Source organism: Bacillus sp. MYb78, assembly GCF_002975115.1.
Classification (GTDB): Bacteria; Bacillota; Bacilli; order Bacillales; family Bacillaceae_G; genus Bacillus_A; species Bacillus_A cereus.
The window spans coordinates 96926-118825 of sequence record NZ_PCOB01000005.1 but is presented as its reverse complement, the minus strand read 5'-3'; the positions used below and the strand labels follow the sequence as shown (position 1 = coordinate 118825).

Here is a 21900-nt window from a genome sequence, read left to right as displayed (position 1 = left end):
GGCTGCTACTTATTTGTCGTTAAGACAAACTACACCTGGAAGCTCTTTACCTTCCATGAATTCTAATGACGCACCGCCGCCAGTAGAAATGTGGCTCATTTTATCAGCCATACCGAATTTTTCAACAGCTGCTGCAGAGTCACCACCGCCGATAACAGAGTATGTATCTTCTGCATCTGCTAATGCTTGTCCTACTGCTTTTGTACCTTCTGCGAATGGAGTCATTTCGAATACACCCATTGGTCCATTCCATACAACAAGCTTAGAATTTTTAATTACATCTGCATAAATTTCACGTGTTTTAGGACCGATGTCCACGCCTTCCCAGTTAGAAGGGATAGAGTCGATACCAACGATTTTAGTTGTTGCAGTTTCAGAGAATTCCTCAGTGATTACAACATCAACTGGCATGTAGAAGTTTACGCCTTTTTCTTTTGCAAGTTGCATAAATTCTTTAGCTAGTTCAATCTTGTCGTCTTCACATAGAGATAGACCAATTTCATGACCTAAAGCTTTAACGAATGTGTAAGCAAGTCCGCCACCGATGATTAAGTTATCTACTTTGTCTAATAGATGACGAATTACACCGATTTTATCTTTTACTTTCGCACCACCGATGATAGCTGTAAATGGACGTTCTGGGTTAGAAAGTGCTTTACCAAGTACATCTAACTCTTTTTCCATTAATAGACCAGATACTGCTGGTAGGTAGTCTGCGATACCTGCTGTAGAAGCATGAGCACGGTGAGCTGCACCGAATGCATCGTTTACGAAGATGTCAGCAAGTGCTGCAAATTCTTTCGCAAGTTCTGCATCGTTCTTTTCTTCGCCCGCATAGAAACGTACGTTTTCAAGAACTAATACGTCGCCTTCGTTCATTGCTGCAACCATTTCTTGTGCAACTGGTCCGAATGCTTCGTCCGCTTTTTTAACATCTTTACCAAGAAGCTCGCCTAAACGTGCTGCTACTGGAGTAAGACGTAATTCTTCTACTGCTTGACCTTTTGGACGGCCTAAGTGGCTTGCTAAAATAACTTTCGCACCTTGCTCTACTAAATATTGAATTGTAGGAAGAGCTGCACGGATACGAGTTTCATCTGTAATTTTGCCTTCTTTCATAGGTACGTTGAAATCAACGCGGCAAAATACACGCTTACCTTTTAAATCTACGTCACGAATTGATTTTTTGTTCATTGGATTTCCCTCCGACTACTAGTTAGGATTGACAAAACCCATTCAAAAGCTTAACACATTTGCTTTTAAAACGAAAGAAGAGAGAGAGGGAACAAACCCTCTCCCTCGTTTTGTCATTGATAACTTATATAATTAAGAATTAAAGACCTTTTGAAGTCATGTAAGCTGCTAAGTCTACTACGCGGTTAGAGTAACCAGTTTCGTTATCGTACCAAGAAAGTACTTTAACCATGTTACCTTCCATTACCATTGTAGATAATGCATCGATTGTAGAAGAAGCTGTACATCCGTTATAGTCGATAGATACTAATGGCTCTTCGCTGTATCCAAGGATACCTTTTAATTCGCCTTCAGCTGCTGCTTTGAATGCTGCGTTTACATCTTCAACTGTTACTTCTTTGTCAAGTTCAACAACTAAGTCAACAAGAGAAACGTTAGCAGTTGGAACACGTACAGCGCCACCGTTTAATTTACCTTTAAGTTCTGGTAATACTAATGCTACAGCTTTAGCTGCACCAGTAGATGTTGGGATCATGTTTTCAGCTGCTGCACGAGCACGACGTAAATCTTTGTGTGGTAAGTCTAAGATTTGTTGGTCGTTAGTGTAAGAGTGAATTGTTGTCATCATTCCGCGTTTTACGCCGAATTTTTCGTTTAATACTTTAGCGAATGGAGCTAGACAGTTTGTAGTACAAGAAGCGTTAGATACTACGTTGTGGTTAGCTGCATCGTATTGTTCATGGTTAACACCCATAACTACAGTGATATCTTCGTCAGAAGCTGGAGCTGAGATGATAACTTTCTTAACTGATCCACCTAAGTGTTTTTCAGCGTCTGATTTTTTAGTGAAACGGCCAGTAGATTCTACTACTACTTCTACTCCGTAGTCGCTCCATGGTAATTGAGCTGGGTCACGCTCAGCGATAACTTTAATTTCTTTACCGTTAACAACGATGCTGTTTTCGTTAGCAGATACTTCTGCATTTAAAGTTCCGTGAACTGTGTCATATTTTAAAAGGTGAGCTAATGTTTTAGCATCTGTTAAGTCGTTGATTGCTACTACTTCTACCTCAGAGTTGTTAAGAGCTGCGCGGAATACGTTACGTCCGATACGTCCAAATCCATTAATACCAATTTTAGTCATTTGAATTTCCTCCTTGGGGGATTATATTAAAGGGTAAAACCCTTTGTTAACTGTTTTGCTGCACCTTCATCTGTAATTAGAATTGAAGTGTGCCCTTGCTTTATTACAGCCTGTATTGCTTTTGCCTTTGAAGAACCTCCAGCGACTGCAACAACGTGAGATACATTTTGTAAATCCTCTAGTTGCATACCCACTGTTCTTACTTTATGAACAACATTTCCTTCTTCATTAAAGTAGTAACCGAAAGCTTCGCCAACTGCTTCGCTTGCCTGAATCTTTAACCAATCTGCTTCTGAAGTACTTCTGCGACGTGCCATTGTTAACGCATCACCTATTCCATGAATGACGATATTGGAAGATCGAATCAACTCAAGAACTTCTTTCACGGAAGGCTCTGTCACAATAGACGCATATGCTTCGCTACTAACATGGTCTGGAACATACAATAAGCGATAATTACTCATCGTATTTTGCGCCATCTTGGCACAAATGGTATTGGCTTCTAATTCAACACCTTCTCCAATTCCACCACGTGCTGGGACAAATAGCATATGTAAATCTTTGCAATCAAGTTGCATCATGTCCGCAGCAGCAGCTAGCGTAGTTCCTCCAGCCACAGCAACGATATTATTCGCTGTCAGACGGTCTTTTATACAAGTCACACAAGCACGGCCCATCTCCAGTTTGACCCAAGGTGATTCATCACTATCACCAGGGACAACGAAAACTTCATCCAAGTCTAATGTTTCCTTAAGTTGCTTTTCTAAAACCTTTAACCCGGAAATTTCTTTCATAAAGTCTTCCAAAGCAAGAACTAAAGCTGTTCCTTCTTCTGTCAAAGTCATTCCAGAAGAAGCGACGTGAACTAAGTTTTGTTCTTTCAAAACTTGAACTTCACTTCGCAATACTCGTTCTGTCATACCGAGGCTTGCTGATAAGTTTCTTCTTCCAATCGGCTGCATGAGCCTAATGTATTGAAGAATTTGCATTCTCGTTTGCATAACAGGTAGCAGATCAGGTAATAATTTTTTTGTGTTCTGAATCCATGAGCGCATATCTTTTCTCCTCACTACATTGGTTCATTTTTCCTTCGTGGTCACTTTACGTCCCGTAGTGACATTTTGTGTCCCACATAGGTTAAAAAAATAATCCCTGCTACGTGTATTATTGTAACAGGAGATAGAAACTTATTCAACTCTTAACTGCATTCTTTATATAGTTTATTATGACACCTTTGTGAATGTTACCATATTCTACTTGTTTTCCGTCCATTTCTACAACCGGAATCATTAAGTGATATTTTTCTAAAAGGTCATTATCTTCATATATATCTATTTCCTCGATTTGAAAAGAATATTCACATTGTACTTCCTGTAAAACTTGTTTCGCCTTCACGCAAAGGCCACAATCTTTTTTAGTATACAGTACAACTTTCATCTTCTTCACCTATCCGATCGTTTTTCGTAATGACGAAGCTGGGATATGCATTTGTTCTCTATACTTCGCCACTGTTCTTCGAGAAATAACAATTTCATGCTCTTCTTCTAATAATTTTGAAATCTTTTGATCTGAAAGTGGCTTTTTCTTATCCTCTGCCCCAATTAGCGTTTGAATAAATTGTTTTACACGTTTTGTAGAAACTGCTTCATCTTCAGTCGTCGAAACGGCATTGCTAAAGAACGATTTCATCTCAAATAAACCGTGTGGTGTTTGCACATATTTATTTCGCGTCGCACGACTAATTGTTGATTCATGCACACTTAACTCTTCCGCTACCTCTTTTAAAGCGAGAGGTCTTAAATACTCTGGACCTTTCCAGAAGAAATCACGTTGTTTTTCCATAATAATATTCATCACTTGCAGCAGCGTCTGTTTTCTCTGCTTCAAACTGCGCATAATCCACTGCACATGCTGATACTTTTCTGATACGTAAGATGCTACTTCACTTTCACTATTATTAAGAAGCGCACTATATTCAGAATGAATTTCAATTCTTGGCATATTTCTCTCATTCATTTGTAAAACGAGGCGATCGCCATCTTTTTTCACCGCCATATCAGGCACAATATAAAGTGGTTTATCTGAAGAAAACGCAAGACCTGGTTTTGGTTGTAATGACGTTATACAATTTACCGCACTCTGTAATTCCTCATTACTACATTTCAACACTTGAACGAGCTTTCGCCAATCTTTCTTCACAAAATAAGCGAAATGATCTTCTACAACCTCTTCTGCTAATCCATTCCGTCTTTGTAAGCGCTTCAATTGCAAGGTTAAACATTCCTGAATATTACGCGCCCCTACCCCTGCTGGTTCCAGTGATTGGACAAGCTCTACAGATCGGTCGACTACATGAATATGCGCAGAAAGGAGCTCTGCTAACTCTTCATTCGTTTCTTGTAAATATCCATTTCCATCCATGTTCATAATAATGAAAGAAGCTACTTTTCGCTCTTCTTCATCTATTTTATAATACTGTATTTGATTTAATAAATGTTGCTGAATCGTTGTAGAATCCACACTGTAGATCTCCATCTGATTCTCGACTTGTTTGCTGGTACTTTTACTGTTGTTAGAGCTCTTTTTCTTCTCCCTCTCAAAACCACCTAACTCAATAAGGGGATTCTCTAACGATTGCTCATACAAAAACTCCGATAATTCTTGTACATTATACTGGAGCATTGTAATCGCTTGCCTTAACTCTTGTGTCATTGCCAAACGTAAGCTTTGTTCTTGTAAAAGACTTGCCTTCAAACTAATCTCCCCCTTGTTTCTATTGTACAATAAGTTTGGTAAAAGGAGAATGCTATCACAGACACCCATTCCAAAATATTATTAATTTATATGTATTAATGAGATTTACAACTTACAACCTAAATTTGAATAATATTGAAAGAAAATAATAAACTCAATTATTTGTTACCACATACTAATAGTAACCCTTAATTTTATATATAACAACATTAAATTTATCTCTGTTCAATTCCAAAATAAAAAGAGCAGTTTAGGTATAGTGACACTTCACTATGCCTAACTACTCTTTTACGATTCTTAATTAAGAAAGAAACCTCTTATTTAAAGCTAAGGAACTTTGATTCCTAATTACATAGGAATCATAGAGATAATCGTTCGATTCACTAGACGCTCCTTGAATTCCTCTCATCTCTTCCACAGACAACTCAACTATTTTTTTCACGCTTCTCTCGTTATTACTATCCATCATTTTTTGTTTTCTTTTCGAAAAAAATCCCATAATTTATTCCCCCCTGCAATTAATTATTTTTTAACAATTGAATGAATTTAAGGCTCTTACCACTTCTTAATACACCTTTCGGATAGACCTTCGCTGCAAACATAGCAATTAAGCTAATGCTAGCCAGTAATACAACCATAGATGTAATAATTTCTAAACTCCCAACGGATCCATTAGGAATACTTCCTGGATATCAAAACCAATCACTAAATGCATCTGAAATACAAATTAAAAAAGACGATATCACCCAAACTTATAAAGGAACACAACATTTTATTGATTCTCGTGACAAAATTATTTCTGTATACTTTCCCTTCCTACTCGCTTTTATTTGTTTAGGGTTATCTATTTTTCTTTATACAAAGAAGCCTTTGAACCGGGAAACATTCTTTTTGATCACGTTTCTATTCATGACTTCCTCAAGTCTTCTAATCGCAGTTGAATCTGGTAAAGGTGATTTTATCGCTCTCATTATTTTAAGTATTGTATTTCAAGGTACACCTATGTCTCTCATTTTATTGTTGAATGAATTATTCAAGAAAAAGCAACTATACGTTATTTCTGTGAGATTTCTAAAAATCGATATTACAATCGGCATTATTTTACTATTACTCTCTAATTTAACGATGTTCATTCCATTTCCAATAGTTAATACCGATGGATTAGAACTAATTTACCTTTCAATAAATATTATCTTTTGTATATATTTTTTAATCCGTGCCTATATCAAATATCACAGTACAGTACATAAACCATTTTTAAAATTAATGCTCACGATTCATTCCATTGCCTTCTTTCCGTTCGTTACACTCTATGCTCTTCCAGATGCAATATTCAGAACACCGATTCTCTCAGCAGATATTGGCGCTATGTTCCTAATCGCTCTACCAATCGGTTATTTTTATTTAGTAGCGACGAAGCAGATTTTTGATATAGAGTTTGTATTTGATCGTTTACGGTATTACGCATTTCTGTCACTAATTCCAACTCTATTAATTGCAATCATTACGAGCTGGAGCATTTATTACAAAGACAATTTTCTCTCTCGACTACTGCAAAGTTTTATTATTATTTTTCCGTTAAATATTCTATTTCTCATATTAAAAGAAAGATTAGATTTTACATTCCGTAATCACCTCTTTCGGACTAAAACAAACTTATACGTAAACATTGAACAGTTTACCGCACAGCTATCATCTATTATGAAAACAGAAGAGTTAGAGAAAAAATTCACTAATGAAATCGTTTCGATGTTGAAACCTTCTTTTATTCAATTTGTTCAATATGATATGAAAGACAACACATATACACTCTGTAACGGATATGGACAAACGAAAGATTTCACACTTTCTAAAAAGAAAAAATGGAGTATGGCAGCATTACTAATTAATGATTTATTAGAGGATGATGGATGCATTGGCATTTACTTATACTCTACTAAACATATAAAACACTACATCTGGATTGGAAGAAAAGTGAATAATATTAAATATAATACGCATGAAAAATCATGGTTCATCACTGTCACGACATACGTCCGTCTTATTTACGAAAACTTGTATACCATTAATGAAATTATTCATTCTCTAGAGCAGGAGAGTTTAGAATCCAAAACAAATTCTGCAAGCTTATCACGCCTACTCTTTCAAATTTCTGAACAAGAAAGGCGCCGACTCGCTTCAGATTTACACGACTCTGCATTACAAGATCAAATCGTATGGTACCGCAAACTAGATTCTTTACTAAAAAACAAATCCGTTCCACTAGAATTAAAAAATGAACTAAAAAAAATCCATTTCGGTATGCACGATGTAATACAACAAATTCGCGACACATGTAATGAATTGCGTCCATCACTTTTATCAGATGCTGGTTTAATTGGTGCATTAAGAGAATTGCTAGCCCAAACACAATTGCGTGTGCAGTTTCAAATTCAATTTGATCATGAATCAATTCAAGAACATCATTACGATTTTGACAAAATTTTATCTTTATATCGTATCATTCAAGAACTACTAACAAACGCAGATAAACATTCCGAGGCAACCATCGTATCGATTTTTTTATGGGAAGAGAATAACTGTATTTTCCTAGACTACCGAGACAACGGCAAAGGTTTTAATATAGACACTCCCTACTCTCCTAATCAGCATATGGGGCTTTCCGGTATAAAAGGAAGGCTTCAATCAATTGGTGGAGAAATACATATAGTATCCGAAGCTAAAAAAGGACTTCAAATAAACATTACAGTTCCGAGGTGGTAAATAATGATTCGAGTATTAATCGTAGATGATCATCAAATTGTAGGCGAAGGAACAAAGAACATGATTGAATTAGAAGAAGATATGCAAGCAGAATATATTTTAAATGAACAGGAAGCACTTATAAAAAGTGACGCTACACCTTTTGACGTATACCTCTTAGATATGAATATGCCCAATTGTAGTGGTATTGAACTCGCCCAGAAAATATTACATATTCAAACAGATGCAAAAATCATTTTATATACAGGTTTTGAATACGTATCCCAATTCAATTTATTAATAAACTCTGGTATCAGCGGCATTATTAGTAAATCAGCTTCTCAACAAGAGCTATTAATGGCAATTCGTGCAGCTGTAAACGGATATACTTTACTTCCTATTTCGTTATTACGTCAACTACGTACAGATGATATAACGACTCAACAACTTGAAAATAAAACCGCTCTTCTTACACAAAAAGAATTAGAAATCTTAGAATCCGTCTCTAAAGGAAGTAGCAATAAACAAATTGCTGATGAACTGTACATGAGTTCAAGAGCTGTAGAATACAACCTAACAAAAATCTTCAAAAAATTAAAAGTAGGATCACGCTCCGAAGCTTTAACAGAAGCAATGAGACAAGGCATTTTGAAAGTACACATATAAAATGAGACTTCCATCAGTTTGTTTTGTTTAACCCTCAAATAATGAGATAAATAAAAAAGTCCTAACCTACAAAACGTAAGTTAGGACTTTTTGACGCGCCCAGAGGGATTCGAACCCCCGGCAGACGTGGTACCGGAAACCACCGCTCTATCCGACTGAGCTATGGGCGCATGATTATAGAAAACACTTCATTTTCTTCTCATAATAATAGCAATAAAATCCATCTAAATCAATAAAAATATCCCCGTAATACCTTATGCATCTTAGCTAAAAGCATATAAAATCTATTCCACCCCTAAATTTTCCAATCATAAATTCACCCCAACTCACAAATTATAATCTTTGAATTGATATTCCAAAGGGGGCTTCATTCAATGACTGTAATTACAAAATTAAAGCAAACTGTTTCTGGATTAAAAAGTGCACAAGCTAGCTTAGAGGGATTCGCTCTTGATACGGATAACCAACAAGCTAAGCAACTTTTCCAAACAGCTGCGCAGCAAACACAAACGATTATCGATTCTTTAAACCCACGCGTTGAAGAAGTCCAACAAGAAGAACCACAATACTCACAGCAATAACGAATTAGTCTTGCTGTGAAATAGAAAAAGGATGATATGCAGTCATCCTTTTTCTATCACATTACATATTGCAATAGAAATGGAATGATAATTATGCGAAAACTCGGCCTCATAACCGCATTATTTGCACTTCTATTTAGCTCTTTTACCGGATGTGATAATAGTCCTTTAGATAAAAAAGTGAAAGAAGAAGCAAAACGAACGGAGAAAGAAAAAGGTCCAAAGTTAACAAAGACGAGTACGGAATCCTTTAATCAATCTATATCACAAGGAGCGAAGAAAAGAGCTCTCGCTATGGATGAAATTATAAAAAGCACAGCAGTGAATTCAAATTTAGATCTCTACATAGCAGTTACACCTGAGCATCACGAAAGGTTTGGATTAAAACCTCTTCGTAAAAAGCTTCAAAAGCAGCTAAGTGATGAGCATCCTACTTTCGATGTTCGTGTCAGTACAGATAAAAAAATCTTTATGTTACTCGAAAAACTCGAAAGAAAAATTAAGGAAAAAGAAGTATCTAAAGATGAAATTAATAAACAATTAAAATTTATTGGTAAAAAAATGGAGTCTAACACTTAACGCTTTTTAAAAGAAAAGGAAGGATTGCAATGGCTAGTAAAGATAAAAACTTAACCCCTGTACAACAGGAGTATAAAAAATTCGAACAAGAACGCGAACCGAAACGACCTGTCTTAAAAAATTGTATAAAAGCCTTTTTCGTCGGTGGTTTTATTTGCTTTATCGGACAACTCATTTCTACTTTTTACATCACATATTTTGATTTCACTGAACGCTCAGCAGGCAATCCAACAGTCGCAACTCTCATTTTCATCTCCATGTTACTAACTGGATTTGGTATATACGATCGTTTTGGACAGTTTGCCGGAGCAGGTACAGCTGTACCTGTTACTGGATTTGGTAACTCTGTTATTGCCGCATGTATTGAGCATCGAACGGAAGGATTTGTCCTTGGCGTTGGCGGCAATATGTTTAAACTAGCTGGTTCTGTTATTTTATTTGGTGTATTTTCCGCTTTCGTCATCGCACTTATTAAAACTATTCTCGTTCAATGGGGAGGGCTATAAATGTTACAAGGACACCGAACGTGGGTATTTGAAAACAAACCAGTCATTATCTCAACAGGGGTTGTCGGTGGACCATTTGAAGCAAAGGGGAACATCCCAGAAGACTTCGATATCCTTCATGAAGATTTATGGCTCGGACAAGATTCCTATGAAAAAGCACATAAAATTTTATTCGAAGAAGCTTGTAGTCGCGCTACTGAAAAAGCAGAGCTTCGTAAAGATGATATTCAATTCGTACTCGCAGGAGATTTAATTAATCAAATTACTCCAACAAGCTTTGCTTGCCGCACACTGGGCACTCCTTATCTCGGATTATTCGGGGCTTGCTCTACTTCTATGGAAGGTTTAGCACTTGGGGCAAGTATCGTAAATGCAAAAGGTGCAAAATATTTATTAACTGGAGCTTCAAGCCATAATACTGCTGTAGAAAAACAATTCCGCTACCCTACCGAATACGGTGGACAAAAGCCGCCTACTGCACAGTGGACAGTAACCGGAGCAGGAGCCGCTATTTTAAGCGATACTGGCCATGGTCCAAGAGTAACATCTGCAACGATTGGGCGAGTTGTTGATATGGGATTAACGGATCCGTTTAATATGGGAGGCGCAATGGCTCCAGCTGCAGTTGATACAATTGAAGCCCATTTACGTGAACGCCAAATTGATGCCTCTTACTACGATTTAATCGTAACAGGCGATCTCGGACATGTAGGACGCGAAATTGCTTATGACTTACTACATAAACACGGAACGAAAGTAACGAGCGAACAATTTCAAGATTGCGGAATTATCATTTACAGAGAAGGACAACCTGTCATAGCTGGTGCTAGCGGGCCTGGATGTTCCGCAACAGTCGTGTATGGTCATTTATTAAACCGAATGAAAAGAGGAGAGTTCAAAAAAATACTTGTCGTTGCGACAGGCGCTTTACTATCTCCACTTACATTCCAACAAGAAGAAACAATTCCATGTATCGCTCATGCCGTTTCGATTGAATTTGGAGGTGCAACGCAATGATTTTTTTCTGGGCTTTCGTCATTGGCGGACTCATATGTGTAATCGGCCAACTTATGTTTGATGTCGGCAAACTAACACCCGCTCATACAATGGCAACACTCGTTGTTGCTGGAGCTATATTAGATGGATTTAATTTGTATGAGCCATTAATTGATTTCGCTGGAGCCGGGGCAACTGTACCTATTACAAGCTTTGGTAATGCCCTCGTTCATGGCGCAATGGAAGAAGCTGCAAAACATGGCATCGTTGGTGTTATTACCGGCATGTTTAAAGTAACGAGCGCCGGTGTATCAGCAGCTATTATTTTCGGCTTCATTGGAGCATTGTTATTTAAACCGAAAGGATAAGAGGTGTTTATATGACTGTTATCGCTAGCGTAAAAACTTGCCTTGCTAGTGTAAAGGGCGCTCAAGCAAGTTTAAGCTCCCTTTCATTAAATTCACAAGACGAAGAATCAAAACGCGTATTTCATGAATGTATGTTAGAAATGGACAGCGTCATCGCTGATTTAAAGGATAGAATTTCAGTATTAGAACGTGAAGAACCTCAATATAAAGGGTTTTAAGTAGACTGGAGGAAACGACTATGTCTCACCTGCCGGAATGGACACTTGTCATTCTTCGCTCTGTATTCATATTAATTATTTTATTCGCTATTACGAAATGGTTAGGGAAAAGACAAATCTCTCAGCTTTCCTTTTTTGAATACATAGCCGGAATGACGATTGGTGACATCGCTGCCCAAGTATCTACAGGGCTCGATTCAAAATTTTTTCACGGTGTCTTTGCAATACTCATTTTCGCTGTGGTACCTTTTTTAACAGGAATCCTCTCTTTAAAGAACAAAACAGCTCGGGACTTCTTTGAAGGAAAATCTACCGTATTAATAAAAGACGGAAAGATACTCGAAGATAACTTAAAGAAAGAAAAATATACGAGTGACGAATTACTGGAACTTCTCCGTGGAAAAAGTGCGTTCAGCGTAGCTGAAGTCGAATTTGCTGTCTTAGAACCGAGCGGAGAATTAAATGTATTATTAAAGAAAGATTCTCAGCCACTTACAGCAAAAGACATCGGTTTAAAAGTACCGAATGAAAAAGAACCACAAACTGTTATTATGGATGGAAATGTACTAGATGAACCTCTTTCAGCAAGCGGACATAACCGTGCTTGGCTACATTCAGAATTAGAAAAACTCGGTGTTGTTATTGAAAATGTCTTCCTCGGTCAAGTGGATTCATACGGACAACTTACTATCGACATTTACAATGACAAACTCCAAATGCCTTCTCTTCAAAACAAACCTTTATTATTAGCATCTTTAAAAAAATGTCATGCTGATCTTGAACTATTTTCCCTAGAAACAAAGTCGAAATCAGCAAGCGAAATGTATAGTAAAAACGCGAAACAAATCGAAAAAATTTTAAATAAAGTAACCTATCTTTTAAAAGACTAATTATCGAAAGAACGCTTCAGTTAAAAGGCGTTCTTTTCTTTTTTCTCCAGTTTTCATAACGTTTAAATTTATGTAATTCGGTTATGATGTTGAAGATACATAAGCAGGGAATTTCGAAAACATAGCGAATATTTCATGGTACAACTACATATTTTTTTGATTTAAAGTGGTTTCGTTTGACCTTTATTGACCATAATTGTATTATAAGACTAAGAAAGCTTTATAAGGAGGAAATAACAGATGAATTTAATTCCTACAGTAATTGAACAAACAAATCGTGGAGAACGCGCTTACGATATTTACTCTCGACTATTAAAAGACCGCATCATTATGCTTGGTAGTGCAATTGATGACAACGTAGCTAACTCAATCGTTTCCCAGCTTTTATTCTTGGAATCTCAAGATCCAGAAAAAGATATTCACATCTACATCAACAGCCCTGGTGGTTCTATCACAGCGGGTATGGCAATCTATGATACAATGCAGTTTATTAAACCACAAGTATCAACAATCTGTATCGGTATGGCTGCATCTATGGGTGCATTCTTACTTGCAGCAGGTGAAAAAGGAAAACGTTATGCACTTCCAAACAGTGAAGTAATGATTCACCAACCACTTGGTGGAGCACAAGGTCAAGCGACTGAAATCGAAATCGCTGCAAAACGTATCCTATTCTTACGTGAAAAACTAAACCAAATTCTTGCTGACCGCACTGGTCAACCACTTGAAGTACTACAACGCGACACAGACCGCGACAACTTCATGACAGCTGAAAAAGCTTTAGAATACGGTTTAATCGATAAGATCTTTACAAATCGTTAATACTTAAAAGCGAAAGCGGCTCGTTTAGAATCGCAGGGCGATGGAGCCCCTGATTCCGAGGCGCTTTTTGCCTCGAATGAAGGGGCGAAACAACCGGAGATTCTAGCCGCTGGAGCTAGATATAACTAAAAGTGGAAGCGCCCTATAATTGGGCGCTTCTTTTATATATTGTTCCCCGCTCACATACCCCATCCAGTATCCCTCTAAATATATCAACGATTTTTCAATTATATCGAACAAAACTCAAATTATATCAACGATTTTTTTAATATATCAACGGTTCGACACAACATATCGATTTACCGACAATCTCCGACAAGGACAAACCAGCTAAATACCCCTCCCCGCTAATCCGCACAAACAACAAAACAAAAAAACTATCGCATATACGCGATAGCTCTTTATTGTACATATGCAGCTAATGCTTCTAAAGCCTCTTCTGCATCTGAACCTTCTGTTGTAATTGTTATCATGCTTCCAGTTCCAATTGCTAAGCTCATAATCCCCATTATGCTCTTTGCATTTACTGTCTTTCCATCTTTCTCAATAAAGATATCTGCATGAAAGCGATTTGCCTCTTGTACAAACAACGCAGCCGGACGTGCTTGTAAACCGTTTTTTAATGAAACCTGAACTCGTTTTTGAACCACAGCTCCATTTCCCCTTTAACCTCTTATTTTTTTGCTACCGTTTCCCCCGCGCGTAATTTCTCTGCAATTTCATCGATTTTACGCAAACGATGATTAATACCCGATTTACTAATTTTCCCCCCGGATACCATCTCACCTAACTCTTTCAATGTTACATCTTGATAATCTCTTCGTAGTTGCGCAATCTCTTGTAGTTTATCTGGCAATATATCAAGACCAACCGTCTCATCAATATAGCGGATATTTTCAATCTGCCTTAGCGCTGCACCAATTGTTTTATTTAAATTAGCTGTTTCGCAGTTCACTAAACGATTTACGGAATTACGCATATCACGTACGATTCGAATATCTTCAAACCTTAAAAGTGCATTATGAGCACCAATAATATTTAAAAATTCCGTAATTTTCTCCGCTTCTTTCAAATACGTAATGTACCCTTTTCTTCTTTCCAACGTCTTACTATTTAAATCAAATCCGTTCATCAGTTCACATATAGCATCATTATGTTCCTTATATAACGAAAAGATCTCTAAATGATAAGATGATGTTTCTGGGTTATTTACTGAACCACCTGCTAAAAATGCACCGCGTAAATACGATCGTTTACAACACTTCTTCTCAATCAATTCTTGTGATATATTTCGAATAAATGAAAAGTCATCTCGAACGATATGAAGATCGGCTAATATTTCGCGAGACTTTTCAACAAGCCTTACGATATATACATTATTTTTCTTCAATCGCATTTTTTTACGAACAAGTAATTCTACCGTCACATCATATCCTTTTTTCAAAAGCGTATAAATCCTTCTTGCAATTGCCGCATTTTCTGTTTGAATATCGATAGATAGACGACGGTTTGAAAAAGAAAGCGATCCATTCATTCGAAGTAACGCCGATAATTCTGCTTTCTCACAGCATTCTTTCACTTCAAGATTCGTCAGCTCTTTCTTTGTTTCTGATGCAAATGACACAGTCAACACCTCCTTATACGATTATTATGGAACAAAATTCTTGTCCTATATGAATGAGGAGCGCCACCTCAAACGAGGCAACGCACATTTATAACAATGAATATAAAATCGAAGCTAACTTTAACGTATCATGCCTTACAACACGATCATCATACTTCGCTAATCCCTCTTGAATAACATCAATATTATTTTCAGCAAAACGTTCTTCATCCACTACAACTGGTGTAGACATTTCTTCCTCATATAACTTACGTAATTCACAAGGAATCTCACGGTTATTTACAATTGCAGTATTAATAAATGGTTGCCCTAAATGATCGTGTAACGCCTGCACATGATCAAAAGCAGTATATCCCATCGTTTCACCCGCTTGTGTCATAACATTACATACATATACCTTCTTCGCCTTTGCGGCAAGAACAGCGTCCCCAATTTTGTTAACAACTAAGTTGGGTAATATACTCGTATACAAACTTCCTGGGCCGAAAACAAGTAAATCAGCTCGTTTAATCTCAGCCAACGTTTCATGCAATGGCTCTACATCTTCTGGAGTTAAAAAGACACGATTAATCTTCTTTCCGTAATAAGGAATCTTTGATTCACCTGTTACAATTTCCCCATCTTCAAGTTCCGCATGAAGTACCGCACTTTGATTCGCTGCTGGTAATACACGTCCTCTGACATTTAATACTTTACTTGTTTCCGTAATTGCATGGAAAAAGTCTCCTGTAATCGAGGTCATACCTGCCAACAATAGATTTCCTAACGCATGACCTTTCAGTCCGTCTCCTGTTGTGAAACGGTGCTGAAATAAAGCTTCCACCAGTGGCTCTACATCCGATAACGCAACAAGTACGTTACGGATGTCACCTGGAGGTGGAATTTCTAGCTCATCACGTAATCGACCCGAACTGCCACCATCATCAGCGATTGTAACAACTGCTGTAATATCAACAGGATATTGCTTTAATCCTCTTAATAAAACAGAGAGTCCAGTTCCGCCTCCCATGATGACAATTTTAGGCTTTCTCTCTTTTTTCATCCCTTAATGGCCCTTTCTCTTCTCCACATCACGATGAGATACATGAACACTATACTCTGGTTTCAAATGTTTCCCAAGGTATTCTGTAAGCGTAACAGAACGATGCTGTCCACCTGTACATCCAATTGCAATTACAAGTTGACTTTTGCCTTCTCTTTTATAATGAGGCAGCATGAAAGTAATCAGATCCGTCAACTTCTCTAAAAACTTATGTGTCTCATTAAATTTCAGTACATACGAAGAAACTTCTTCATCTAGTCCTGTTAATGGCTTCATATGTGGAATGTAATATGGATTTGGTAAAAAACGAACATCAAATACTAAATCTGCATCAATTGGAATACCGTACTTAAATCCAAATGACATAACATTTACACGAAATGCTTGCTCAGTTTCTGTTGAGAACAAGTGAACAATTTTTTCACGTAATTCTTTCGGTTTTAAATCCGATGTATCAAGCACAATATTTGCACGTGCCTTCATATCTGTTAATAAATTGCGCTCTGCTTCGATTCCCTTTAACGGCAAACCAGTTGGTGCAAGTGGATGCGAACGTCTCGTTTCTTTATAACGAGTTACAAGCGTACTATCTTTCGCATCTAAAAATAAAATATGAGGAATAATCCATGTACGTTCTGATAAATCATCAAGTGCTCCCCATAAATGCTCGAAAAACTCGCGGCCACGTAAATCAATACCAAGTGCCACTTTATTCATTTTCCCTTTTGAATCCGCCATAAGCTCAATAAACTTTGGCAATAACATCGGTGGTAAATTATCTACACAAAAATATCCTAAATCTTCAAAACTTTGTAAAGCTACTGTTTTTCCAGCTCCAGACATCCCTGTAATAATTACCATTTTTATATCATTATTCTCTGTCATCGTATCCTCTCCTTGACGGTTTAACTCGGATCTAATCGATATGAAAGCAACTCAAAATCTGGGGTATATACAAATGTACCGTAGATTATGCCATTTCCTTTAATTAAATAATCAATAATGTGATAATCTCCTGGCGCCATTGCTAAATCATCAATTTTATCAAATGTATGCCAACCAATGATGCCTTCTTCGCTCTCTAGTTTGTTTTCTCCTGCAAAATCTGTCGCTAAAAAGGAGAACATCATCCATTCAGAAACAACTTTATCACCTTCTTGGATGACAAAGGTGAAGACCCCCTTTAACGCTGGGTTTTTCAAATAAATACCTGTTTCTTCGCGATATTCGCGAACAACGGAATCTCTTACAGTCTCACCACGCTCCATTTTCCCGCCTGGTGCAACCCACCAATTTCGGCGAGGTTTTTGGAGTAAGAGTACTTCATTATCTCTAATTAACACACAGTTTGTCACTCTTTGCATGTTTCTTCACCTCAGCTACTTGCAGTAAAATTTCTCACTGCATACTTCTTTCATTATACTATCAAAAACAGTTTGCTACAACGAAGGAGCCAGTCCTCTTTCGCTAAGCATACGCTACTCAACAATTTTAAAAAAGCTTTCCATAACAAGCAATGTAAATGCTTAGACTTTTAATGAATAGCATGAAAAATCCCCTTAACGATTTTTATCGCCAAGGGGATTAAAGCCCTTATTTCTTACCGAAATAAGTAACAATCGCAAATCCTAAAATAAAGGTAATAATTGAACTTATAATTGAAAATCCACCAGTTGGAATACCAGGGAACACAATTACAATCGAACCGATAACTAGTCCAATAATTGCCGCAAATGTCATACTTTTATAACGATCTAATAAAAAACTAATGCCTTTACTACTTACAACAAATCCAACCATAACACCAGCACCGATAACCACGATTAAAGGTAAGTTAAGTGTAGTTAAAGCGTTAATTGCTGTTGGATACACACCAATAATTAATAAAATAAACGATCCACTAATCCCAGGAAGTAGCATAGCCATACTAGCCATCCATCCTGCGAAAAATAAACCAATTGCATTTAAAATTGTTAACGTCGTAATTGGATCTGCTGCCTTATCTGGTTTAAAGAAAGCTGTGATCGCAACAAGAATTGCTGCAACTATTAATAAAACAATGTGCTTACCTTTAAACGACGACTTTGCATCAGCTTCTCTCATTAACATCGGTAATATACTAATAATTAAACCGAGGAAGAAAAATTGAGTCGGTTCATAATGATTTGCAAGTAAATATTTAATAACATGACTTAACGTTAAAAACGCTGCTGCCACACCAGCTGCAAGTGGAATTAAAAACCCTAAATGTTTTTTCCATTCACGACTAAAGAATCCACTAATTGCCGCAAGCAATTGTTCATAAATCCCTAACACAACAGCGATTGTACCGCCGCTCACACCAGGAATTAAATCACTAACGCCCATACAAAATCCACGATATATATTACGCCATTCCATACTGAATAAATTCCTCATTTCTTATAGTGATTTTTTCCGTAAAGTCCAGTATATCAATAAGAAAGCTTATAATCCTTATATTTTTTGACAATACTTTGACATTTTCACACAAAAAAAGAAGAAAGCTCCTGTCGGTAGCTTTCTTCTCACAAGGTATGTTATCCCTTATTTTTCTGATACAGTTTTTAATTCCTCTAATAATTCTTCTACGTAATGTTGTGCACTTTGTGCTGCAATACTACCGTCACCTGTTGCAGTTACAATTTGACGAAGCATTTTTTCACGAACATCACCAGCTGCGAAAATACCAGGAATTTTCGTTTCCATACGTTCGTTCGTTTCAAGGTAACCATTTTCATTTGTAATACCTAGTTCAACAAATGGTTTTGATAATGGTAACATACCGATGTATACGAATACGCCGTCAGTCTTGACTTCTTTCTCTTCTCCACTGTTTACGTCTACAAGTGTTACACTTCCTACTTTACCACTTGCTTCGTTGATTTCTTTTATAGTGTGGTTCCAAATGAAATCTACTTTTTCGTTTTGGAAAGCACGGTCTTGTAAAATTTTCTGTGCACGAAGCGTGTCACGACGGTGAACGATCGTTACTTTTGATGCGAAGCGTGTTAAGAACACACCCTCTTCAACAGCAGAATCTCCACCGCCAATTACGATAAGTTCTTTTCCTTTAAAGAATGCCCCATCACATACTGCACAATATGATACACCACGGCCGCCAAGTTCTGTTTCACCCGGTACACCAATTTTTTTATACTCTGCACCGCTTGCAACGATAATTGCACGTGCTTTATATTCTTTTTTACCAGCAATAATTGTTTTGTATTCTTTACCATCGATGACTTCTTTCACATCACCGTATGCATATTCAGCACCAAATTTCTTCGCATGCTCGAACATTTTATTTGATAAGTCTGGTCCTAAAATAGACTCATAACCTGGGTAGTTTTCTACATCTTCCGTGTTTGCCATTTGGCCACCTGGAATACCACGCTCAAGCATTAATGTGCTTAAATTTGCACGAGATGTATATACTGCAGCTGTCATACCAGCTGGTCCTGCACCAATAATAACGACATCATAAATTTTTTCTTCTGACACACTATTCACTCCTATCCATTCCTACACAATTAAGTTACCCTCATTATACTGTTAGCATCATTTTTTTCCCAATGATTTGCTTATCTTATGTGTGCGTACGCTTAACAGCTTGCACATACTTTCGGACAGTCGCTACAGATACATTATATACATCTCCAAGCTCCGACTGTGTCATTTTATTTCCTTGTTCGCCGCGTACAATGTATTCAATCGCAGCTGACCAGCCGTACACATTTGTAAATATGTCTCCAGATGTATATAAACGTATGAACGTACAAAACCAAAAGTGTAAACACTCTTCAATTAATTCATCATCTTTTTTCGTATAATTGTATAAGGCATCCGCGATTCTCGCGCACTGCTCAAATTGTTGTAAATCAGCTGGAATACTCTTATGACTATTAAGTAAAAAGAAGTACTTTGCAAGTTGCGATACGATGGGAACACCGTTCTTCGCTTGCGTTATATCAAAGAAGAATCCAACCTTCTCCGGCGTTGACAATTCATTCATTAAATATAAAGCTAGCATTTGTTCTTCTAGCGTCGCACTTTGCTGAAATGATTTTCGTAATTCTTCAAATAACACGTTTTGTCCTTCATCTGCTAAATTCAGCGCATTCCACGGTTCTTTTCCCTTTTTATCAGGATGCAATTCCACGACATGTTGCCACATTTTTTCAGCTAGTTGCTGATCTTTCACCATATACGCAGAATATGCAAACCAATAATAAAAACTAACGTCTCCTTCGTATCCTTGACGCTTTAATAGTTTGAACCATTTATATGCATGCTCGAAATAACCAATTGTTGCAAGTGTAGTTCCCAGTTTCAAACGATGTTCAAATGAAATCGGATATACCGAAACTAGCTGTCCCGCTAACGCTTCTACTTGTTTATGCTCTCCAATTGAATATAGAAAAATAAGCGTATTACAAAGCGCATGTATATTACCAGGATTTTTCTCTAAAATCATTTCTGTTAACTTCAGTGCTTTGTCTACATTACCCGATTGAAAATGTGCAATGGCTAAATTATTATGACCTGACCAAAATTCCGGATAATCTTTCGTAACAATTTCTAATGTAGCAATTGCTTCTTCCAATTGTCCATTACGAATATAACGATTCGCTTCTTCCTGCATAACAATTAAATCATCTTCATCTTCAATCTCTTCCGCACCCATTGCTTCTTCTTCCATAATCTCAAGAAGTTCTAATGTATCTTCTACGAATTCCTTCTCTTTTGCAACTTCTAAATAACGATCCGCATATTTCTTCGCCTGTTGAAATAACCCCATATATGCATAATTATTTGCAATAAAATAATAGCACTGTTCAAGTTCTGGATTAGATCTAACTAACTTTAAGAAGATTTGGTTCGACTCTTGATATTCACCAGCCTCAGATAATACTGTTGCTAATTGACATAAAATAAACGGCTCCTTCTCACTTTGTGCCGCTCTTCGAAAATATTTAATTGCATCTTGCAATTTTTGCCCTTTGTAAGCTCTCATCCCTTTTTTATAAAAGAAGTCCGCTAATTGATTAAAAGAGATAACTTGTCCGTTCTCCTTATATATCCTTTGATTTTTCCCCATATATCCTCCAGTTTTTTGTTTTCTTCGCTCACACATTCTTCTATCTATAAGTATAAACGATTCCGTAAAAAACAAAACAGTATATTATACTCAATTATTTCCTTTTTATTCATAAAAAAAGAGGAGAAATGTTACATTTTCACCATGAACCTTCTCTTGCGGTCATTTGCTCTTTCGTATAAATAATACGCATTGGATTTCCACCTACGAAAGCACCGCTCGGTACATCTCTATGAACAAGTGTGCCAGCTGAGACAATCGCACCGTCTCCAATTTTCACACCTGGTAATATTGTTACATTCGCTCCAATCATCACTTCATTTCCAATGACGATTTCCCCAAGTCGATATTCACGAATTAAATATTCATGTGCTAAAAGCGTTGTGTTATAGCCAATAATCGAATTCTCTCCCACAGTTATCTTTTCCGGGAACATAATATCCGGCATTACCATAAGCGCAAATGATGTTTTCTTTCCTACTTTCATCCGTAAAAAAGTGCGGTACAACCAATTCTTCACAGATAAAACTGGCGTGTAACGCGCAATTTGGATAATAATAAAGTTTTTCATTACCTTCCAAAAAGACACTGTTTTATACACATTCCATAATGAATTTTCTCCTGAAACAGGATAGCGCGTTGTCCGTCGCACTTA

The 21900-nt window shown here is 37.1% G+C and carries 25 protein-coding genes and 1 tRNA gene; 10 read left to right on the top strand and 16 right to left on the bottom strand.

Annotated features, from left to right (window positions below):
• Positions 1-9: 9 nt before the first annotated feature.
• The 6 genes from CQ064_RS12940 to CQ064_RS12915 all read right to left on the bottom strand — a co-directional run bounded on the left by CQ064_RS12940 (position 10) and on the right by CQ064_RS12915 (position 5591).
• On the bottom strand, positions 10-1194 hold the full coding sequence (locus tag CQ064_RS12940; RefSeq protein WP_001036331.1) for a phosphoglycerate kinase: 1185 nt from the start codon (positions 1192-1194) through the stop codon (positions 10-12).
• Positions 1195-1333: 139 nt separating this feature from the next.
• Positions 1334-2338, bottom strand: a complete 1005-nt coding sequence (gap, locus tag CQ064_RS12935) for a type I glyceraldehyde-3-phosphate dehydrogenase (protein WP_000161234.1) — start codon at positions 2336-2338, stop codon at positions 1334-1336.
• Positions 2339-2364: 26 nt separating this feature from the next.
• Complete coding sequence (gene cggR, locus CQ064_RS12930; protein ID WP_001258185.1) at positions 2365-3393, bottom strand: gapA transcriptional regulator CggR; 1029 nt, start codon at positions 3391-3393, stop codon at positions 2365-2367.
• 136 nt (positions 3394-3529) lie between these two features.
• Positions 3530-3775 carry a glutaredoxin family protein gene (locus tag CQ064_RS12925; protein ID WP_000869730.1) on the bottom strand — a complete coding sequence of 82 codons (246 nt, stop codon included), beginning with the start codon at positions 3773-3775 and terminating at the stop codon, positions 3530-3532.
• Positions 3776-3784: 9 nt separating this feature from the next.
• A complete protein-coding gene (gene rpoN, locus CQ064_RS12920) occupies positions 3785-5092 on the bottom strand; it encodes an RNA polymerase factor sigma-54 (protein ID WP_000647953.1) in 1308 nt (435 codons plus the stop codon).
• 301 nt (positions 5093-5393) lie between these two features.
• The gene (locus tag CQ064_RS12915) at positions 5394-5591 is read right to left on the bottom strand and encodes a hypothetical protein (protein WP_000505575.1); all 198 of its coding nucleotides are present in this window, start codon (positions 5589-5591) and stop codon (positions 5394-5396) included.
• A 116-nt stretch (positions 5592-5707) separates the two neighbouring features.
• Here CQ064_RS12915 and CQ064_RS12905 point away from each other — a divergent pair, with 116 nt between their 5' ends.
• Positions 5708-7855: a sensor histidine kinase gene (locus CQ064_RS12905; RefSeq protein ID WP_000881368.1), complete on the top strand. Its 2148-nt coding sequence runs from the start codon at positions 5708-5710 to the stop codon at positions 7853-7855.
• Between the two features lie 3 nt (positions 7856-7858).
• On the top strand, positions 7859-8500 hold the full coding sequence (locus CQ064_RS12900; protein ID WP_000621763.1) for a response regulator: 642 nt from the start codon (positions 7859-7861) through the stop codon (positions 8498-8500).
• 94 nt (positions 8501-8594) lie between these two features.
• Here CQ064_RS12900 and CQ064_RS12895 read toward each other — a convergent pair.
• Positions 8595-8670: transfer RNA gene (locus CQ064_RS12895), tRNA-Arg, on the bottom strand.
• Between the two features lie 204 nt (positions 8671-8874).
• On the opposite strand from CQ064_RS12895, the gene CQ064_RS12890 reads away from it, so the two are divergent.
• The 8 genes from CQ064_RS12890 to clpP all read left to right on the top strand — a co-directional run bounded on the left by CQ064_RS12890 (position 8875) and on the right by clpP (position 13460).
• Entirely contained in the window at positions 8875-9081 is a 207-nt protein-coding gene (locus tag CQ064_RS12890; RefSeq protein WP_000216166.1) for a DUF1657 domain-containing protein, read from the top strand.
• Positions 9082-9174: 93 nt separating this feature from the next.
• A complete protein-coding gene (locus CQ064_RS12885; RefSeq protein ID WP_001228545.1) occupies positions 9175-9660 on the top strand; it encodes a YhcN/YlaJ family sporulation lipoprotein in 486 nt (161 codons plus the stop codon).
• Positions 9661-9689: 29 nt separating this feature from the next.
• Positions 9690-10166 carry a stage V sporulation protein AC gene (gene spoVAC, locus CQ064_RS12880; RefSeq protein WP_000146953.1) on the top strand — a complete coding sequence of 159 codons (477 nt, stop codon included), beginning with the start codon at positions 9690-9692 and terminating at the stop codon, positions 10164-10166.
• Positions 10167-11183 carry a stage V sporulation protein AD gene (spoVAD, locus tag CQ064_RS12875; protein ID WP_000938972.1) on the top strand — a complete coding sequence of 339 codons (1017 nt, stop codon included), beginning with the start codon at positions 10167-10169 and terminating at the stop codon, positions 11181-11183.
• Entirely contained in the window at positions 11180-11530 is a 351-nt protein-coding gene (gene spoVAE / locus CQ064_RS12870) for a stage V sporulation protein AE (RefSeq protein WP_000575919.1), read from the top strand. Before spoVAD ends, spoVAE begins: the two co-directional genes overlap by 4 nt.
• An 11-nt stretch (positions 11531-11541) precedes the next feature.
• Positions 11542-11748, top strand: coding sequence for a DUF1657 domain-containing protein (locus tag CQ064_RS12865; protein ID WP_000215897.1), 207 nt, complete (start codon positions 11542-11544; stop codon positions 11746-11748).
• A 20-nt stretch (positions 11749-11768) separates the two neighbouring features.
• A complete protein-coding gene (locus tag CQ064_RS12860) occupies positions 11769-12638 on the top strand; it encodes a DUF421 domain-containing protein (protein WP_000018923.1) in 870 nt (289 codons plus the stop codon).
• A 240-nt stretch (positions 12639-12878) separates the two neighbouring features.
• On the top strand, positions 12879-13460 hold the full coding sequence (gene clpP / locus CQ064_RS12855; protein ID WP_001049162.1) for an ATP-dependent Clp endopeptidase proteolytic subunit ClpP: 582 nt from the start codon (positions 12879-12881) through the stop codon (positions 13458-13460).
• Between the two features lie 401 nt (positions 13461-13861).
• Here the strand turns inward: clpP and CQ064_RS12850 are convergent, their stop codons facing one another.
• The 9 genes from CQ064_RS12850 to CQ064_RS12810 all read right to left on the bottom strand — a co-directional run bounded on the left by CQ064_RS12850 (position 13862) and on the right by CQ064_RS12810 (position 21897).
• Positions 13862-14110 (bottom strand): HPr family phosphocarrier protein, encoded by a 249-nt coding sequence (locus CQ064_RS12850; RefSeq protein ID WP_000250307.1) that lies wholly within the window; start codon positions 14108-14110, stop codon positions 13862-13864.
• 23 nt (positions 14111-14133) lie between these two features.
• Positions 14134-15084 (bottom strand): DNA-binding protein WhiA, encoded by a 951-nt coding sequence (gene whiA, locus CQ064_RS12845; RefSeq protein ID WP_000006566.1) that lies wholly within the window; start codon positions 15082-15084, stop codon positions 14134-14136.
• Positions 15085-15172: 88 nt separating this feature from the next.
• Positions 15173-16126, bottom strand: coding sequence for a gluconeogenesis factor YvcK family protein (locus CQ064_RS12840; RefSeq protein WP_000712187.1), 954 nt, complete (start codon positions 16124-16126; stop codon positions 15173-15175).
• 3 nt (positions 16127-16129) lie between these two features.
• Positions 16130-17011, bottom strand: coding sequence for an RNase adapter RapZ (gene rapZ, locus CQ064_RS12835; protein ID WP_000138459.1), 882 nt, complete (start codon positions 17009-17011; stop codon positions 16130-16132).
• Between the two features lie 20 nt (positions 17012-17031).
• On the bottom strand, positions 17032-17490 hold the full coding sequence (locus tag CQ064_RS12830; protein ID WP_001190080.1) for an NUDIX hydrolase: 459 nt from the start codon (positions 17488-17490) through the stop codon (positions 17032-17034).
• Positions 17491-17719: 229 nt separating this feature from the next.
• Positions 17720-18526 carry a DUF368 domain-containing protein gene (locus CQ064_RS12825; RefSeq protein WP_000455196.1) on the bottom strand — a complete coding sequence of 269 codons (807 nt, stop codon included), beginning with the start codon at positions 18524-18526 and terminating at the stop codon, positions 17720-17722.
• Between the two features lie 165 nt (positions 18527-18691).
• Positions 18692-19648, bottom strand: a complete 957-nt coding sequence (gene trxB, locus CQ064_RS12820) for a thioredoxin-disulfide reductase (RefSeq protein ID WP_001288078.1) — start codon at positions 19646-19648, stop codon at positions 18692-18694.
• 85 nt (positions 19649-19733) lie between these two features.
• Positions 19734-21245 carry a tetratricopeptide repeat protein gene (locus CQ064_RS12815; protein WP_000517723.1) on the bottom strand — a complete coding sequence of 504 codons (1512 nt, stop codon included), beginning with the start codon at positions 21243-21245 and terminating at the stop codon, positions 19734-19736.
• A gap of 139 nt (positions 21246-21384) precedes the next feature.
• Positions 21385-21897 (bottom strand): acyltransferase, encoded by a 513-nt coding sequence (locus tag CQ064_RS12810; RefSeq protein WP_001255077.1) that lies wholly within the window; start codon positions 21895-21897, stop codon positions 21385-21387.
• Between the last annotated feature and the right edge of the window lie 3 nt (positions 21898-21900).

Bases quoted from the DNA above. Each gene is read 5' to 3' on its own strand.
- CQ064_RS12940 (WP_001036331.1), bottom strand. From the start codon at position 1,194: ATGAACAAAAAATCAATTCGTGACGTAGATTTAAAAGGTAAGCGTGTA.
- gap (WP_000161234.1), bottom strand. From the start codon at position 2,338: ATGACTAAAATTGGTATTAATGGATTTGGACGTATCGGACGTAACGTA.
- cggR (WP_001258185.1), bottom strand. From the start codon at position 3,393: ATGCGCTCATGGATTCAGAACACAAAAAAATTATTACCTGATCTGCTA.
- CQ064_RS12925 (WP_000869730.1), bottom strand. From the start codon at position 3,775: ATGAAAGTTGTACTGTATACTAAAAAAGATTGTGGCCTTTGCGTGAAG.
- CQ064_RS12915 (WP_000505575.1), bottom strand. From the start codon at position 5,591: ATGGGATTTTTTTCGAAAAGAAAACAAAAAATGATGGATAGTAATAAC.
- CQ064_RS12905 (WP_000881368.1), top strand. From the start codon at position 5,708: ATGCTAGCCAGTAATACAACCATAGATGTAATAATTTCTAAACTCCCA.
- CQ064_RS12900 (WP_000621763.1), top strand. From the start codon at position 7,859: ATGATTCGAGTATTAATCGTAGATGATCATCAAATTGTAGGCGAAGGA.
- CQ064_RS12890 (WP_000216166.1), top strand. From the start codon at position 8,875: ATGACTGTAATTACAAAATTAAAGCAAACTGTTTCTGGATTAAAAAGT.
- CQ064_RS12885 (WP_001228545.1), top strand. From the start codon at position 9,175: ATGCGAAAACTCGGCCTCATAACCGCATTATTTGCACTTCTATTTAGC.
- spoVAC (WP_000146953.1), top strand. From the start codon at position 9,690: ATGGCTAGTAAAGATAAAAACTTAACCCCTGTACAACAGGAGTATAAA.
- spoVAD (WP_000938972.1), top strand. From the start codon at position 10,167: ATGTTACAAGGACACCGAACGTGGGTATTTGAAAACAAACCAGTCATT.
- spoVAE (WP_000575919.1), top strand. From the start codon at position 11,180: ATGATTTTTTTCTGGGCTTTCGTCATTGGCGGACTCATATGTGTAATC.
- CQ064_RS12865 (WP_000215897.1), top strand. From the start codon at position 11,542: ATGACTGTTATCGCTAGCGTAAAAACTTGCCTTGCTAGTGTAAAGGGC.
- CQ064_RS12860 (WP_000018923.1), top strand. From the start codon at position 11,769: ATGTCTCACCTGCCGGAATGGACACTTGTCATTCTTCGCTCTGTATTC.
- clpP (WP_001049162.1), top strand. From the start codon at position 12,879: ATGAATTTAATTCCTACAGTAATTGAACAAACAAATCGTGGAGAACGC.
- CQ064_RS12840 (WP_000712187.1), bottom strand. From the start codon at position 16,126: ATGAAAAAAGAGAGAAAGCCTAAAATTGTCATCATGGGAGGCGGAACT.
- rapZ (WP_000138459.1), bottom strand. From the start codon at position 17,011: ATGACAGAGAATAATGATATAAAAATGGTAATTATTACAGGGATGTCT.
- CQ064_RS12830 (WP_001190080.1), bottom strand. From the start codon at position 17,490: ATGCAAAGAGTGACAAACTGTGTGTTAATTAGAGATAATGAAGTACTC.
- CQ064_RS12825 (WP_000455196.1), bottom strand. From the start codon at position 18,526: ATGGAATGGCGTAATATATATCGTGGATTTTGTATGGGCGTTAGTGAT.
- CQ064_RS12815 (WP_000517723.1), bottom strand. From the start codon at position 21,245: ATGGGGAAAAATCAAAGGATATATAAGGAGAACGGACAAGTTATCTCT.